Genomic DNA, 16,148 nt, shown 5'->3' on the forward strand with positions numbered 1-16,148 from the left:
TTCATGCCGGCGGTGTACCGGGACGATGCGATCGTCCTGCGGGCCCAGAAGCTGGGCGAGGCCGATCGCATCGTCACCCTGCTCACCCGTGAGCACGGTCGGGTACGCGCCGTGGCCAAGGGCGTGCGCAAGACCATGTCCCGGTTCGGCGCCCGCCTGGAACCGTTCATGATGATCGACGTCCAGCTCTACGAGGGCCGGTCGCTCGACACCGTGAACCAGGTGGAGACGATCGGGGCGTACGGCCTGACCATCGCCGCCGACTACGCCCGGTACACCGCGGCCACCGCCATGCTGGAGACCGCCGAACGGCTCACCGAGACCGAGCGCGAGCCCGCCCTGCAGCAGTTCCTCCTGCTCGCGGGCGGGCTCCGCACGCTCGCGGGCAAGGCGCACGAACCCGGCCTGGTGCTGGACGCCTACCTGATCCGCTCGCTGTCGGTCGCGGGCTGGGCGCCGAGTTTCACCGACTGCGCGCGGTGCGGCCAGGCCGGTCCGCACCGGGCGTTCTCGCTGGCGATGGGTGGTTCGGTGTGCCCGTCGTGCCGTCCGCCCGGCGCGGCCGCCCCGCACCCGGAGACCCTGCGCCTGCTGTCGGCCCTGCTCACCGGCGACTGGCCGACCGCCGACGTGAGCGAGGCCCGCCGCCGCCGTGAGGCCAGCGGCCTGGTCGCCGCCTACCTGCAGTGGCACGTCGAGCGCCGGGTGCGATCCCTGCGCTGGGTGGAACGCGACGGCGACCGGCCGTCGATCAACGTGCCGGTGAATGTGCCGGTGAAGGTTCCGGTCAGGGTGGCCAAGATCGACGTGGCCGCGATCGAGCGCGCCCAGGCAGCGGTGGCACCCACGCTGGACGACCCGGAGCCGTTCTAGGGGCCTGTCCTGGAGCATTCGCCGTAAGGCCGACGAATGCATGAGCGGAGAGGTCTGCGTTGTCATCCCATGGATCGTGGGCCTGAAATCGTGAGCGGGTCAGGGACATGCCTCATCGCGTCGGCGTGCGTCCGTGGTCACCGCGCGAGGGCCGGCCCAGGGGGTACTACGATCTTCCCGCTCCCGAATCGTCCTTGCTTAAGGGGTTTTCCTTGGCGCTCCGCCGTCGCCAGGCCAGTCCGTCAGTGCCTGCCCGCACCACGCCGCCGATCGCGCCGCCGGCGCACCCCTCCGGCGCGAAACCACCCGCGATCCCGGCCGAGCTGGTGCCCGGTCACGTCGCCATCGTCATGGACGGCAACGGCCGCTGGGCCAACCAGCGCGGGCTGAGCCGCACCAAGGGCCACGAGATGGGTGAGGCCTCGCTGCTCGACGTGGTCGCCGGCGGCATCGAGATCGGCGTCAAACACATCTCCGCGTACGCCTTCTCCACCGAGAACTGGAAGCGGTCGCCGGACGAGGTGCGCTGGCTGATGGGCTTCAACCGCGACGTGATCCGGCGCCGGCGCGACGAGATGCACGAGTGGGGTGTGCGGGTGCGCTGGGCGGGGCGCCGGCCGAAGCTCTGGGCCAGCGTGATCAAGGAGCTCGAGATCGCCGAGGAGCTCACCCGCGGCAACGACACGATCACCCTGACGATGTGCGTGAACTACGGTGGCCGGGCCGAGATCGCCGACGCCGCCCGCACGATCGCCCAGCTGGTGGCCCAGGGAAAACTCGATCCGGACCGGATCGACGAGCGCACGATCCAGAAGTACCTGGACGAGCCCGACCTGCCCGACGTGGACATGTTCCTGCGCTCGTCGGGGGAGCAGCGCACGTCCAACTTCATGCTCTGGCAGTCGGCCTACGCCGAGATGGTGTTCATGGACGTGCTGTGGCCCGACGTGGACCGGCGCACCCTGTGGGAGGCCGTGCAGATCTACGCCGAGCGCGACCGGCGGTACGGCGGGGCGGTCGACAAACCCACCGCCTGATCCGGAAATAACGAGAACCGTTCTCAAGTTACTCTCCATGCAACCCCGGAACGGCCGGGAGCGTGAAGGAGTGATCGAGATGGCGAGCCGCACCGAACTGCGACCGATCGTGAAGCTGCGTTCGACGGCCGGCACCGGGTACACGTACGTGACCCGCAAGAGCCGCCGCAACGACCCCGACCGGATGGTGCTGCGCAAGTTCGACCCGGTCGTGCGGGCCCACGTGGAGTTCCGCGAGGAGCGCTGACCCCTACGAGAATTGAGGACGCCCACCACAGTCGTGGTGGGCGTCCTCAATTCTGCGCTTGTTTGGCCTGGCAGTCCGCGCAGATGCCGGTGATCTCCACGACGTGGTCGACCTCGGCGAAGCCGTTGGCGGAGGCCACCTTCTGCGCCCACTTCTCGATCGAGGGGCTCTCCACCTCGACGGTGCGCCGGCACGAGCGGCACAGCAGGTGGTGATGGTGGCCGCGGCTGCAACGGCGGTACATGGACTCGTTGTCGGCGGTCTTCACCACGTCGACCTCGCCGTCCTCGGCGAGCTGCTGGAGGGTGCGGTAGACGGTGGCGAGCCCGACGCCGTCGCTGGTGTCGCGCAGGATGGAGTGCAACTGCTGGGCGCTGACGAACTCGTTCACCTGGTCTAGCGCCGCCGAGACGGCCACCCGCTGTTTGGTCTCGCGCCGGTTGGTGCTCATGCCCGGCAGCTTTTCACGTGAGGCGTGCCTAAGGCGTCATACATGGGACTCATTCTCAAATATTGGCCCTGACCTCGTCAAAAGCTTTCGCCCTGGGCGCACCGGTAGGTTGGGTACGTGTTCGTCGTCACCCGATACCGCGTTCCCACCCAGGAGACCGACGAGTTCTCCGGCCTCGCCCGGGAGGCCCTGACCGCGCTCACAGCGAGGCCGGGCTGCCTGGACGGACGGGTGGGCCGCTCGATCGACGAGCCGGACCTGTGGGTGCTCTCCACCCGCTGGGAGAACGTCGGCGCCTATCGCCGGGCACTCTCGAACCCTGAGGTGAAGGTGCGCGCGGTGCCGCTGATGTACCGCTGCATCGACGAGCCGACCGCCTTCGAGGACCTCTCCACCTGGACCCCCGCCCAGGGCCGGCAGGAGCACGAGAGCGACCTGATCGTCGAGTAGGCCCCGTGCGGGCGGGCGGCGTCGGAACCACGGGCCGGACCCGACTACGCTAAGCCGGGTCAGATTTTCAGGAGTCGCCCCGTCGACGCCCCGCCGGATGGAGTGAGCCGTTCGTGGCCGCCAAGCAGGAATCCCGCCTCGATGCCGTCGTCAGTCTCAGCAAGCGCCGGGGATTCGTCTTCCCCAGCGGTGAGATCTACGGCGGTACCCGCTCGGCCTGGGACTACGGCCCGCTCGGTGTCGAGCTGAAGGAGAACATCAAGCGCCAGTGGTGGCGCACCATGGTCACCAGCCGCGACGACATCGTCGGCCTGGACTCCTCGGTCATCCTGCCCCGCGCGGTCTGGGAGGCCTCCGGCCACGTCGAGGTGTTCACCGACCCGCTGGTCGAATGCCAGTCGTGCCACCGGCGTTACCGGGCCGACCACCTCGAGGAGGAGTTCGAGGGGAAGAAGGGCCGCCCGGCCACGTCGCTCGAGGAGATCGTCTGCGTCAACTGCGGCACCCGCGGCGCGTGGACCGAGCCCAAGCAGTTCAGCGGCATGCTGAAGACCCACCTCGGCCCGGTCGAGGAAGAGGCCGGCATGCACTATCTGCGACCGGAGACCGCGCAGGGCATCTTCGTGAACTTCAAGAACGTCTACCAGGCCGCGCGCCGTAAGCCGCCGTTCGGCATCGGCCAGATCGGCAAGTCGTTCCGCAACGAGATCACGCCGGGCAACTTCATCTTCCGCACCCGTGAGTTCGAGCAGATGGAGATGGAGTTCTTCGTCGAGCCGGGCACGGACGAGGAATGGCACCAGTACTGGATCGACACCCGGATGGCCTGGTACACCGACCTCGGCCTGAGCCCGGACAACCTGCGCCTGTACGAGCACGCCAAGGAGAAGCTCTCCCACTACTCCAAGCGCACCGTCGACATCGAGTACCGGTTCGGTTTCCAGGGCTCGGAGTGGGGCGAGCTCGAGGGCGTCGCGAACCGTACCGACTACGACCTGAAGACCCACAGCGAGAAGTCCGGCAACGACCTGAGCTTCTTCGACCAGGCCAGCAACACCCGCTACCTGCCCTACGTGATCGAGCCGGCCGCCGGGCTGACCCGTTCGCTGATGGCCTTCCTGATCGAGTCCTACACCGAGGACGAGGCGCCGAACACCAAGGGCGGCGTGGACAAGCGCACGGTGCTCAAGCTTGACCACCGTCTGGCGCCGGTCAAGGCCGCGGTGCTGCCGCTGTCGCGTAACGCCGACCTGTCGCCGAAGGCCCGTGACCTGGCCGCCGAGCTGCGCCGCTCCTGGAACGTCGACTTCGACGATGCCCAGGCCATCGGCCGCCGCTACCGCCGCCAGGACGAGATCGGTACGCCGTACTGCATCACGGTCGACTTCGACACGCTCGAGGACGACGCGGTCACAATCCGGTCTCGGGACACCATGGAGCAGGAGCGCGTGCCGCTGAGCGGCGTCACCGCGTGGCTCGGCGCACGCCTCCCGGGCTGCTGATACTCCGTACCGTCGATCGGCCGTCACGCAAAGTTGTTGCGTGACGGCCGATTCTGTTTCCGGCGGCTTGTGTAACGTTCGCCCGTGCTCAATCCGCTGGACACCGTCGACTGGTCGTCGCTGACGCATGCCTTCGGCGAGGCGGACGACGTGCCCGGGCTGGTCGCGCAGTTGCTCGAGGACGAGTGGCAGGACGCCGCCGACGAGCTCACCTCGATGCTCGTGCCCGGCGACGAGGTGTTCCCCGCGACCGTGGTGGCCCTGCCCTTCCTCGTCGAGGTCGCCCTCGACCCGGAGGCCGCCGGGCGCTCCGGGGCTCTGCAACTGCTCGGGGCGTACGGGGAATCGCTGTCGCGAGGTGCTGGCCCCGACTTCCTGAGGGCGGAAGCGACTGCCGCGCTGCGGGAGACGGCGCAGGCGGTGCTGCCGCTGGCCGCCGACCCGAACCCGGAGGTGCGGGCCGCGGTCTACCAGGCCGGGGTGTGGTTGCCGGAGGCCGCCTGGTTCCTGCGGGAAAGGCTGGAGGGCGAGCAGGATTCGCTGGTCCCGCTGGTCGAGGCGCTGACCCGCCTGCGGGATTTCGACGCGGGCGACCTCGACCGCCTGCGGTCGATCGGACGGGATGACGCGGTGTTCGCCGCCGCCTGGGCGTCGCTGGCATCCGGTCATGAGATCCCCGGTGCAGCAGATGATTTGGTACGCCTGTGGCCCGCGTTCGACCGGGACGACCTTTTGGGACGACTCGTGCGGGCGGCCGGGGGCAGAGCGGTTCCGGTGCTGTCGGGGCTCGGTGGTGTCGCCGGGGTCACCGTCGGCGAACTGGCCTGGGCCTGGCACGATCTCGCGCTGGTCTCGCGTGCGGCCCTGGAGCCGGCGCGGGATTCGCTGCTGGCCCTGGCGGATCGGGCCGGCGCCGCGGACCTCGAAGACCTGCTCGGCGCCCTGATCTCCGTGTTGCCCCTGGCGGTGGATTCCCGACCCGTGGATTCCCCGCCGGCTGACTCCCGGCCGGCTGACGCTCGGGCCGATGGCTTCCGGAGTGCGGATGCCGTGGCTGGTAACTCCCGGGCGGCCGACTCCTTGGCCCGGCTGGTTCCCGAATCGCCGGAGGGCGAGGCCGCGCTCGCCGTGGCGCTGCTCGTGATGGGCGACGGGCGCTGGGCCTCCCACGCCCGGGCCGTGCTGGCCGCCCCGGAGCTGCCGTACTTCGGCATTGGCGGCGCGTCGGTCGATTTTGCCTCCGCACTGGCCGGTTTCGCCGACCACGACCGGGACGGTCCGGAACTGGTCGCGCTCGCCCGGGCCGCGATCACCGCCTGGCCCACCACCGCCGACTCGTGGACCGAACTGCTGGGCCGGGTACCGGCGTCCACTGCTCTGGTTGAGGTTCTTCTTCTCGCAGCCCCCTCGAAGGCCGCCGTACGGTTGCTGGCCCGCCTGGCCTTCGCGCAGCCGGCGGTGTTCGACGGGGCCACCCACAGCGCGATCCACGACCTGCCCGTGCCCGGGGGCGACACCGGGGCCTGGCTGCTCATCACGCAGGCCCTGCTCGACTCCGGTGACCCCGCGGCGTTCAGCCGGGCCTGGCGGATCAGCGAGTCCGGCCCGGGCGAGGACGAACTGCTGCGTATCTGGGCCACGCACACCTCACCCGGCGTCGATGTCGTCTGCCTCGACCTGATCACCCGCACCACCTGGGGCATGTACCGCAGTCGGGCGGTGCAGGTCGCGGCCCTGGAGATCCTGCTGGCGCCGGTGCTCACGGGCGCGCAGGACCTGCCGGAGCCGGCCTGGCCCGCCCTGCTCGGCCTGCTGGAGGTTGCCGGTGGCGCCCTGCCCGGGGCCGTTCGGCTGGGGAACCGGCTGGTGGCGGTCCGGCCCGAGCTGTGTCCGGAGTGGCTGGCGGCCCTGCACCGGCTACCGGATCCGGTAGCGGTGGAAGCCCTGCAGGCCCTGGGCGACATCGCCCCGGAGCGTGCGCTGGAACTGGCGGTCGCCGGTCTGCGCGAGGCCGCCGGCACCCGCCGGATCGCCGAGACCGTCCCTCCCGCGAGCCGGGTGATCCGCAATGCCCTGGCCGACCGCCCCGACCTGCGCCCCGGCGTCACCGCCGATCTGGCTCCGCTGGTGGCCGGTGACGAACGAACCCTCGTCCCCGGCGACATCCGCGCGGACACCCACCTGCAGTGCACTCTGGCCACCGCCCTCTCTCCGTGATCATGCAAAACCTCCCCGGAGTTCTAGAACTCTGTCGGCTCCGGAAGTCCCCTCCCGCTTCTCCGTGATCATGCAAACCTTCCCCGAGAGCTCCAGGGAAGTGGGGTACTTCCCAGCCAAAAGCTGGGCGCCCACCCCCTCATCGTGATCATGAAAAGTGTCCCCGGCGTTCTAGGGCGTGCAGGTGGTATTGGCCGGTTCGCTACTGTTCGGGCCATGATCCGAAGCCTGGAATCGGTCGACTGGCCGTCCCTCACGCACGCCTACGGTGGGGCGACGGACACGCCGGATCTGCTCGGGCAACTGCGCACGGTGGACTGGCCGGAGGCGGTCGAGGCGCTGTACGCGTCGATCCTGCACCAGGGCACCGTCTACCCGGCGACGGTCGCGGCGCTGCCGTTCCTCGTCGAGGTGGCGCTGGACCGCGAGGCTCCGGGGCGGCTGGGGGCGTTGCAGTTGCTGAGTGTCTACGGCGAGTCGGTCACCGGAAGCATGGCTCTGGCGTCCGCCGACCTGGCTGCCGCGGCGCGGGCCGGGCTGGAGGAGGTGGCGCAGGAGCTGCTGCCCCTGACCGGTGACCTGGATCCCGAGGTGCGGATCGCGGCCTACGAGTGTTCGTCGCACTGGACGATCGTTCGGGACGACCGCGATGTGGCCGTTGCGCTGCGGGAACGTCTTGCGGCAGAGAAGGATCCGCAGGCCCGGGTGGCGCTGATGGAACCCCTGGCCCGGCACGGGGCCCTGACCGCCGACGACCTTCAGATGCTTGTGGACGCGGGTCAGGACGACGTGGTCTTCGCGGCGGTCTGGTCGGCGGTGGGTCTGGGGCTCGATCTGCCCGGTGCCCTCGACCATCTCACCCGGTTGTGGCCCGCACAGGCGCAGGAGTACCCGGCCTCGGACGCGGCCGGCTCGCTGGAACTCATGGTGCAGGCCGCCGGCGCCCGGGCGGTGCCGGTGCTGCTGCGGCTCGCCGACGTCGACGAATCCGGTCTGAACGCCGAAGATCTCGCCTACTGCTGGTGCCAGGTGGCCGACCTGTCCCGGCCCGCCGGCCGGGCCGCCGTCGACGGGCTGCTGGCGCTGGCCCGCACACCACTGGAACCCTCCGCGGCAGCGGCCGTGGTGGCCGCGCTCGGATATGTGCTGCCCGGAGACCCGGACCGCTCCGCCGAGGTCTGCGACGTGGTGGCCGAACTCGAGAGCGCGGGCGTTCCCGAACTCGAGGCTGCCTGCATGGTGATGCTTTTCGGGGTGCAGGACGAACGCTGGACACAGGCCGCCGCCCGGCTGACGCAGGCCCCCGAACCACCCGGCGTGCACTTCGGCGACACCACCCTGGCCCTGCCGGCGGCGCTGATCGGGTTCCGGTCCCGTCCGCGTCCGGTCGCATGGGCCCAGGACGACCTGCTCGACCTGATCCGCCGCGCCGTGGTCGCCTGGCCGGCCCGGGCCGGTCAGTGGGTCTCCGTCCTGGCCCAGCTGCCGCCCTCGCCGGAGGTGGTGGCCCAGCTGATCGCAGCGCTCGGGCAGGAACCCCGCCCGGGTGCCGAGGTGCTGGCCCACCTCGCGGTCCGGAGTCCGGACGACTTCGACCCGCAGGTGCGGGACCAGGCGCTGGAGGCGATCACGGCAGCGATGCCGCGCACCGCCGAACGGGACGAGGACCGGGCCTGGCTGATGGCCGCCCACGCCGCCATCTCCGCTGATGCGCAGGCTTTCGAGCAGGCCTGGCAGCTGGGCGCCGCCGGGTTCGACGCCGACCGGATGCTCATCCTCTGGGCCGCGTACCCCTCACCCGCCCTGACCCAGGTGTGCCGGCACCTGGTCGCGGAGAAGGTGCGCCGCTCCTACCCCGGCCGCGCGGTGCAGGTCGCGGCCATCGAGATCCTGCTGCGCCCAGCCTTTTCCGGGGCGGAACCGGAGGGCGGCCTCGACCCCGTGTGGCGTGCCCTGCTGGCCCAGGTCGACGCCGCCGGCCCGCCGCTGGAGACGGCCGTGCCGCTGGGCAACCGGATCGTGGAGGCCCGTCCCGAACTACGGGAGGAGTGGCTGTCCCTGCTGCGCAACATCGCCGAGCACGGCCGCGAGTCGTGGGCCGGCCGCGACCAGACCGCGCGCGCCCTGGCCCTCGACTCCCTGGCGGAACTCGGCGACCTGACCCCCGAACAGGCTGTGGACCAGGCCCTGGCCATCCGGATCGGAGAGTTCGGGGCCACCGGTACCGCACAGGTGGTGAACTCGGTGGCCCGGATCCTCGCCCGCGTCCTGACGCAGCGCCCCGACCTGCGGGACCGGGCGGCGGCCGAGCTCGCCCCGCTCCTGGACGGCGACGATCGCATCCCCTCGGCCGGCGCGCCGGAGGCCGACGCCCACCTCGTCCGTACGCTCCGGGCCGCACTGAACGGGTGACGCCTGTCCGCCCATGACACGTGTCATGGGCGGATCATGACGTGCGGCATCGGTGCGGGGTGTCGTCCGGCAGGAGCCTGGATGACATGAAAACGACAGTGATCCAGGAAACGCTTCCCGCTGTGCAGCTCTCCGGTCTGGTCAAGAGCTTCGGGGCGGTCACCGCCGTGAACGGGCTGGACCTCACCATCACGCCGGGGGAGGTCGTGGCGTTCCTCGGGCCCAACGGGGCCGGAAAGACCTCTACCCTCGACATTCTGCTCGGCCTCAGCCGGGCGACGCAGGGCTCGGTGAAGGTGTTCGGGCTGGACCCGGTGCAGGCTGTCGCGCAGGGTCGGATCGCCGCCGTGATGCCGGCCGGAGATAGCACCGGTTTCGTGACGCGGGGGATGATACGTGTATGACCGAGTTCGACGCAGTCCTGTTCGATGCCGGTGGAGTTCTGCTGCTGCCGAGCCCGGAGAGCACGGCGCCCCTGGTGGCTCCGTACGGAGGCTCGACCCGGACCGCGGATCTCGAGCGGGCGCACTTCGCCGGGGCCCACGCCATGGACCACGCCCGGGCCGAGGGGGAGGACTCCGACTGGCAGGCCTATGCCCGGGCCTTCCTGAAGGCCACCGGAGCACAGGCCGACGGGCAGGAAGAGTCTGCGGTCGAGGCCTTCATCGATGGGTTCAATCACACCTTGTGGCAGCACCCGATGCCGTCAGCGGCACAGACGCTGCAGTCGCTGGCCGACCGGGGCGTGCCGATCGGGATCGTCTCCAACGCCGAGGGCCAGGTGGAGGGTGACCTGGCCCGGTTCGGCATCTGTGGTGTCGACACCCCCGGGGTCGCGAGGGTGGCCTGCGTGGTGGACTCGCACGTCGTCGGGGTCCGGAAACCCGACCCCGCAATCTTCCTGCACGCTCTTGATGCCCTGGGCGTGCCGGCGTCCCCGCGCATCGCCTACGTGGGTGACACCGTCTTCTTCGACGTGCGGTCCGCCACCGCGGCCGGTCTCACGCCGCTCCTGCACGACCCGTACGGGATCCACGAGGCCGATCCTCACCCCAGTGGCCCGCACCGCGTGCTGTCCCGGCTCGGCGACCTGCTCGACCTGGTCTGACGCCCAGACGACGGGCGCTCAGTTCTGCAGGTGGGGCTTCTGGGTGACCAGGCGCTCGACGTTGTGCAGGGTCTGGTCGAGGCCGGCGTTGATGGTGTCCGGGTCGTCGTGCTCGGTGTGCAGCGTGACGGCCAGCCGGGCACCGTCTCCTTCGGGCGTGACCTGCAGCTTTCCGCCGTAGTCATGGTCGTTCAGGGCCGGGGTGCCCCAGGAGATGGCGCGGTGGTCGGCGTCCACCGCGAACGAGGCGTTGGACTCCACCTTCTCCGGGTGGCCGCTCTGCGTGGCCTCGGCGGGCACCTCGGCGGTCACGTGCACCTCGTCGCCGGTGGCGGAATGGGCGTCGGTGAGACCGGCGAAGTAATGGGGCAGGTTCTCCACCCGGGACAGATAGTCGAACAAGTCGTCCGGGCTGGCGGCGATCGTGAGGGTGCGCTGGTACTCGGGCATTTCGGTACCTCCCGGTGGAAACTGCGGGTGTATCCGGTCACGGTGCGTCCCCAGCCTGGTACAGCACCGGAAAGGTGCATCTCCAGAGGCCGGTCAGGCTCCGGTCCGAAGGTGGGAGACAATGGGACACGTGACAGCTCTGCAGGTCGGACCCCACCGGATCGCCACCCCCGTCGTTCTCGCCCCGATGGCCGGGATCACGAACACGGCCTTCCGGCGGCTGTGTCGTGAGCAGATGGCGTCCGAGGGCGGTGAGGGGCTCTTCGTCAGCGAGATGGTCACGTCCCGCGCGCTGATCGAGCGCAACGACGAGTCGATGCGCCTGATCCAGCACGATCCCGACGAGAACCCGCGCAGCGTGCAGCTGTACGGCGTCGACCCGGCGACGGTCGGGGCCTGTGTGTCGATGCTGCTGGACGAGAACCGCGCCGACCACATCGACCTGAACTTCGGCTGCCCGGTGCAGAAGGTGACGCGCAAGGGCGGGGGAGCGGCGCTGCCGTGGAAGGCGGGGCTGTTCGCGGCGATCGTCTCGGCCGCGGTGAAGGCGGCCACCCCGTTCGGCGTGCCGGTGACGGTGAAGATGCGCAAGGGCATCGACGCGGATCACCTGTCCTACCTCGACGCCGGGCGCATCGCCGAGGCCGAGGGCGTGGCCACGGTGGCGCTGCACGGGCGCACAGCGGCCGAGTACTACTCGGGCCAGGCCGACTGGTCGGCGATCGCGCAGCTGAAGCAGCACGTCACGAGCATTCCGGTGCTCGGCAACGGTGACATCTGGTCGGCCGACGACGCGGTGCGCATGATGGCCGAGACCGGTGCCGACGGCGTGGTGGTGGGGCGGGGCTGCCTGGGCCGGCCGTGGCTGTTCGCCGACCTGGCCGCGGCGCTCGACGGCCGCGCGACCCGTCGCCAGCCCGGGCTGGACTACGTGCTGGCCACGATGCGCCGCCACATCCAGCTGCTCACCGAGCACTACGACGGCTACGAGAAGCCGGTCAAGAAGACCGGCCGCGACGCCGAGAGTAACGCCGAGAACCGGGCCTGCCGTGACTTCCGCAAGCACATCGCCTGGTACTTCAAGGGTTACGTGGTGGGGCGGGAGACCCGGGCGGCCCTGGCGATGATCAGCTCGCTGGCCGAGTTCGACGACCTCGCCGGTCAGCTCGACGGCAGCCAGCCCTACCCCGGTGAGCACGCCGAGGGGCCGCGCGGCCGGGCCGGTTCTCCGCGCCAGGTGTCGCTGCCCCACGGCTGGCTGGACAGCCGCGAGATCGACGGTGAGCTCGCCGATATTCTCCGGGAGGCCGAGCTCTCGGTCTCCGGCGGCTGAGATGTCGCCTCACGAGCCGGGGTACGAGCCCGCCGACCAGGATCGCTGGTATCCCGAACCGCCGAAAGACCCGCGTCGCGGCGAGTTCTCCCGCGACCGCGCCCGGGTGGTGCACTCCTCGGCGCTGCGCCGGCTCTCGGCCAAGACTCAGGTGGTGGGGCCCGGTTCGGACGAGTTCGTGCGCAACCGGCTCACCCACAGCCTCGAGGTGGCCCAGGTGGGGCGCGAACTCGCCCTGGCCCTGGGTTGCGACCCGGACGTGGTGGACACCGCCTGCCTGGCGCACGACCTGGGGCATCCTCCCTTCGGGCACAACGGTGAGACGGCGCTCGACGAGATCAGCGCCGGCATCGGTGGGTTCGAGGGCAACGCGCAGACCCTGCGGCTGCTGACCCGGCTCGAGCCCAAGGTGATGGGCCCGCAGCGGGCCCACGGCCTGAACCTGACCCGCGCATCGCTCGACGCCGTCGCGAAATACCCCTGGCGCAGCGGTGAATCGCCGCAGGAGGGCTCGCGGAAGTTCGGTGCGTACGAGGACGACCTGGACGTGTTCGCGTGGCTGCGTGAAGGCGCCCCGGATCGGCACCGGTGTATCGAGGCCCAGGTCATGGACCTCTCCGACGACGTGGCCTACAGCGTGCACGACGTCGAGGACGCCATCGTCTCGCTGCGGTTCGATCCCGCGCGGCTGAAGCACGGCGACGAGACCGGGCACATCATCGAGGTCGTGCGCAGCTGGTACCTACCGGACGTGGCGGACGACGTCATCGCCGAGGGTCTGGATCGTCTGCGCCGGCTGCCGGCCTGGGTGACCTCGTTCGCCGGTGACTACGCCTCGCTGGCCGCGCTGAAAGACATGACCTCGCAACTCATCGGCCGGTTCGTGCGCTCGGTGGAAGAAGCCACGCGGGCGGAGGCCGGCGGCAAGCCGCTGACCCGTTACCACGCTGATCTGGTGGTCCCGGTGGAGACGGAGGTGGAGATCGCCGTGCTCAAGGGTCTCGCGGCCGTCTACGTGATGACCGTCGAGGACCGCCAGCCGCTCTACAGCCGTCAGCGCGAACTGCTGATGGAGCTCTCGCAGGTGCTCGAAGACCGGGCGCCGAAAGCCCTCGACCTGCAGTTCGCGGTGGACTGGAATGCGGCCCCGGACGATGCCGGCCGGCTGCGGGCCGTCATCGACCAGGTCGCGAGCCTCACCGACGCCCGCGCTGTGACCTGGCATCACGAATTGCTGCCCAACTGACACGCTGGGTGATTTGATCCGTTCTTGTGGTGGGCGAAGCACTCAATGTCATACCGCGCTGCCATTCTGCCGTCCTCGACACCAGGGCCGACGGACAGGGCACGCGTGAGCACTGACTACTTCCAGAACCGTTCGAGCTACGAGGGCACGCGGCGTGGTCTGGAGGCGCCGCGTGATCGCGAGCGGGGCCGAACCGGCAGCCTTCCGCTGGGTAAGGGTGCACAGAGCCCGCAGCCGGCACCCGCCCACAGCATCACCTGGGGCACGACGGTCAAGATCACCCTGGCCATCTACTTCGCGATCATGATGGTGCTCGTCACGCTGTCGATCGTGGGTTTCGTCGTGCTGCGCCTGGCCGTCGGATTCGCCGGTGACCAGCTGGAAGAGCTCAAGATCAACTGGCAGACCACCTCGTCCCCGGTGTCGACGGCCACGCCGTAGAATCACTGGGTGAGGATCCGCCGCGAGGACGTCGAAACTGTCCGGGAGCGGTCCCGGATCGAAGAGATCATCGGCGAGCACGTCTCGCTGCGGCCCGCCGGGGTCGGGGCCCTCAAGGGCCTGTGCCCCTTCCACGACGAGAAGACGCCGTCCTTCAACGTGCGGCCGACCGTGGGTTTCTTCCACTGCTTCGGCTGCCAGAAGGGCGGCGACGTCATCTCCTTCGTGCAGGAGATCGACAGCCTGTCGTTCGCCGAGGCGGTCGAGCGGCTGGCCCAGCGTCTGGGCATGGAGCTGCGGTACGAGGACGACAACGGCAACGAGGGCAAGCGGCCCGGCCAGGAGGGCGTCAACCAGCGGCGGCGTCTGCTGGAGGCCAATCGCATGGCCGCGCAGTTCTTCGCCGAGCAGCTGGGCACCTCGCCCGACGCGTCCATCGGCCGGCAGTTCCTGGTCGATCGCGGCTTCGACCAGGCGGCGGCCGAGCTGTTCGGGGTCGGCTTCGCTCCGCGCGGTGGTGAGGTGCTCACCCGGCACCTCCAGGGCCGCGGGTTCACCGGTGACGAACTGGTGGCCGCCGGTCTGTCGGGGCAGGGGCGGCGCGGGCTGTACGACCGGTTCCGCGGCCGGCTGATCTGGCCGATCCGCGACGTCACCGGTGACAACATCGGTTTCGGTGCGCGGCGGCTGTTCGACGACGACACGATCGAGGCCAAGTACCTCAACACCCCGGAGACCGCGCTCTACAAGAAGTCTCATGTGCTCTACGGCGTCGACCTGGCCAAGCGCGAGATCGCCAAGAACCACCAGGTGATCGTGGTCGAGGGTTACACCGACGTGATGGCCTGCCACCTGGCCGGCGAGCCCACGGCCGTGGCCACCTGCGGTACCGCGTTCGCCGCCGACCACATCCGCATCGTGCGGCGCCTGATCGGCGACGAGCGTAACTCCGGCGGCCGGGTGATCTTCACCTTCGACGGTGACGCCGCGGGGCAGAAGGCCGCGCTGAAGGCGTTCGAAGACGATCAGCGGTTCGTCTCGCAGACCTACGTCGCGGTCGCCCCGAGCGGCATGGACCCGTGCGACCTGCGGTTGCAGCAGGGCAACGAGGCGGTGAAGGAGCTCATCGGCTCGCGTCGCCCGATGTTCGAGTTCAAGATCCAGTCGATCATGAACGAGGTCGACCTCACCACGGTCGAGGGCAGCGCGCGCGGGCTGCGCCTGGCCGCGCCGGTCGTCGCGGGCATCCGCGACGAGGTGATCCGCCGCGGGTACGCGGTCAAGCTCGCGAACATGCTGGGTATGGAAGACGAACCGGTCCGGCAGGCGATCGACCGGGCCCAGCGCGACCAGAGGGCGGGCGGCGCTGCGGGTTCGGGTGCGGTCAATGGTGGACGTCCCGGTCAGGGTCGCGACTCCGGTGGCAGTGGGCGTCGGGGAGACGGGGCACACGGGGCACACGGGGCGCGGCCCCCGCGTCGCGGCGACGGTCCTCCCGGGGGGGTGCGGCAGGCCGACGGTTCGTGGCTCATGCCCGACGGCACGTACATCCTGCCCCCGCCCGAGCCCAAGCGGGAATGGAAGGGCAAGGGCGGCAAGGGCGGTGGCTGGGGTGAGGGCGATCGCCAGCGCTGGAACAACGGCGAGGGCAAGACCAGCTACGCCAACAACAACAGCTACGGCAACCAGGGCTTCGGGAACCAGGGCGGCTGGAACGATCATGAGCCACCGCCGGACGACGTGCCCCCGCCGCCCGAGGACGAGCCCCCGCACGACGCCTTCGACCCCGGGTCCGGGCCGTCGGGTCAGCAGGGTCAGCAGGGTCAGCAGGGTCAGCAGGGTCAGCAGGCGGCACCCCGTCCCTCCATGCGTCCCGTCATGAACCGCCCCCACCGGGCCGACCCGGTGGCGGCGATCGAGCGGCAGGCGCTGGAGTGCATGCTGCAGGTGCCCCGGCTGGTGCCCCCGCACGACGCGGACACCCTGAGCGGTGAGGCGTTCCAGACCCCGGCCTACCGCGCGGTCCACGACGCGATCCGGGCGGCGGGCGGCATGGCCGAGGCCACCGGCATGGCCGGCCCGGCCTGGGTGACGATGGTGCAGGACTACGCGCCCGACGTGGTGGTGCCGATGATCACCGAGCTCGCGGTGGCGCCGATGCCCGCCGACCGCGAGGAGGAGATGGCCAAGTACGCCGCCTCGATGGTGCTCAAGGTCGCGGAAACCGCTCTGCTGCACCGCATCGGCAATCTGCGCAGCCGGGTGCAGATGATGGCCCCGGACGAGGACATGGCCGCCGCGTTCGCCGAACTGGTCGCCGCCGAGAACGAGCGGCGGGCCTTGCGCGACCGCATCAACGGCAGCGGCGCGGAGTGACACAG

14 protein-coding genes and 1 pseudogene are annotated in these 16,148 nt (G+C 70.3%); 13 read left to right on the forward strand and 2 right to left on the reverse strand.

Going from position 1 to position 16,148, the window contains the following annotated elements:
* The first annotated feature begins 3 nt into the window (after window positions 1-3).
* From recO to rpmG, 3 genes are all read left to right on the forward strand, one after another.
* On the forward strand, window positions 4-873 hold the full coding sequence (gene recO, locus QSK05_RS30965; RefSeq protein WP_285600933.1) for a DNA repair protein RecO: 870 nt from the start codon (window positions 4-6) through the stop codon (window positions 871-873).
* 245 nt (window positions 874-1,118) lie between these two features.
* Entirely contained in the window at window positions 1,119-1,910 is a 792-nt protein-coding gene (locus QSK05_RS30970; RefSeq protein WP_285600934.1) for an isoprenyl transferase, read from the forward strand.
* Between the two features lie 79 nt (window positions 1,911-1,989).
* Window positions 1,990-2,157 carry a 50S ribosomal protein L33 gene (gene rpmG / locus QSK05_RS30975; RefSeq protein WP_231487728.1) on the forward strand — a complete coding sequence of 56 codons (168 nt, stop codon included), beginning with the start codon at window positions 1,990-1,992 and terminating at the stop codon, window positions 2,155-2,157.
* A 46-nt stretch (window positions 2,158-2,203) separates the two neighbouring features.
* Here the strand turns inward: rpmG and QSK05_RS30980 are convergent, their stop codons facing one another.
* Window positions 2,204-2,608, reverse strand: coding sequence for a Fur family transcriptional regulator (locus QSK05_RS30980; RefSeq protein WP_285600935.1), 405 nt, complete (start codon window positions 2,606-2,608; stop codon window positions 2,204-2,206).
* Window positions 2,609-2,725: 117 nt separating this feature from the next.
* On the opposite strand from QSK05_RS30980, the gene QSK05_RS30985 reads away from it, so the two are divergent.
* The 6 genes and pseudogenes from QSK05_RS30985 (at window position 2,726) to QSK05_RS31010 (ending at window position 10,297) form a co-directional block, all read left to right on the forward strand.
* Entirely contained in the window at window positions 2,726-3,058 is a 333-nt protein-coding gene (locus QSK05_RS30985) for an antibiotic biosynthesis monooxygenase family protein (RefSeq protein WP_285600936.1), read from the forward strand.
* A 113-nt stretch (window positions 3,059-3,171) separates the two neighbouring features.
* Entirely contained in the window at window positions 3,172-4,560 is a 1,389-nt protein-coding gene (locus QSK05_RS30990; protein ID WP_285600937.1) for a glycine--tRNA ligase, read from the forward strand.
* A gap of 84 nt (window positions 4,561-4,644) precedes the next feature.
* Window positions 4,645-6,777: a hypothetical protein gene (locus tag QSK05_RS30995; protein ID WP_285600938.1), complete on the forward strand. Its 2,133-nt coding sequence runs from the start codon at window positions 4,645-4,647 to the stop codon at window positions 6,775-6,777.
* A 216-nt stretch (window positions 6,778-6,993) separates the two neighbouring features.
* Complete coding sequence (locus QSK05_RS31000) at window positions 6,994-9,189, forward strand: hypothetical protein (protein ID WP_285600939.1); 2,196 nt, start codon at window positions 6,994-6,996, stop codon at window positions 9,187-9,189.
* Between the two features lie 86 nt (window positions 9,190-9,275).
* Window positions 9,276-9,551, forward strand: a pseudogene (locus tag QSK05_RS31005) (ATP-binding cassette domain-containing protein); the annotation flags it as partial.
* 38 nt (window positions 9,552-9,589) lie between these two features.
* Window positions 9,590-10,297 (forward strand): HAD family hydrolase, encoded by a 708-nt coding sequence (locus QSK05_RS31010; protein WP_285600941.1) that lies wholly within the window; start codon window positions 9,590-9,592, stop codon window positions 10,295-10,297.
* 18 nt (window positions 10,298-10,315) lie between these two features.
* Here QSK05_RS31010 and QSK05_RS31015 read toward each other — a convergent pair whose 3' ends face one another.
* A complete protein-coding gene (locus QSK05_RS31015; protein ID WP_285600942.1) occupies window positions 10,316-10,747 on the reverse strand; it encodes an SRPBCC family protein in 432 nt (143 codons plus the stop codon).
* A gap of 121 nt (window positions 10,748-10,868) precedes the next feature.
* Here QSK05_RS31015 and dusB point away from each other — a divergent pair, with 121 nt between their 5' ends.
* From dusB to dnaG, 4 genes are all read left to right on the forward strand, one after another.
* Complete coding sequence (gene dusB, locus QSK05_RS31020) at window positions 10,869-12,080, forward strand: tRNA dihydrouridine synthase DusB (protein ID WP_352303248.1); 1,212 nt, start codon at window positions 10,869-10,871, stop codon at window positions 12,078-12,080.
* Between the two features lies 1 nt (window position 12,081).
* Entirely contained in the window at window positions 12,082-13,326 is a 1,245-nt protein-coding gene (locus tag QSK05_RS31025; protein WP_285600944.1) for a deoxyguanosinetriphosphate triphosphohydrolase, read from the forward strand.
* 105 nt (window positions 13,327-13,431) lie between these two features.
* Window positions 13,432-13,767 (forward strand): hypothetical protein, encoded by a 336-nt coding sequence (locus QSK05_RS31030; RefSeq protein ID WP_285600945.1) that lies wholly within the window; start codon window positions 13,432-13,434, stop codon window positions 13,765-13,767.
* 9 nt (window positions 13,768-13,776) lie between these two features.
* A complete protein-coding gene (gene dnaG, locus QSK05_RS31035; protein WP_285600946.1) occupies window positions 13,777-16,143 on the forward strand; it encodes a DNA primase in 2,367 nt (788 codons plus the stop codon).
* The last annotated feature ends 5 nt before the right edge of the window (window positions 16,144-16,148 follow it).

It is taken from the genome of Kineosporia sp. NBRC 101731, from assembly GCF_030269305.1.
Taxonomy (GTDB): domain Bacteria; phylum Actinomycetota; class Actinomycetes; order Actinomycetales; family Kineosporiaceae; genus Kineosporia.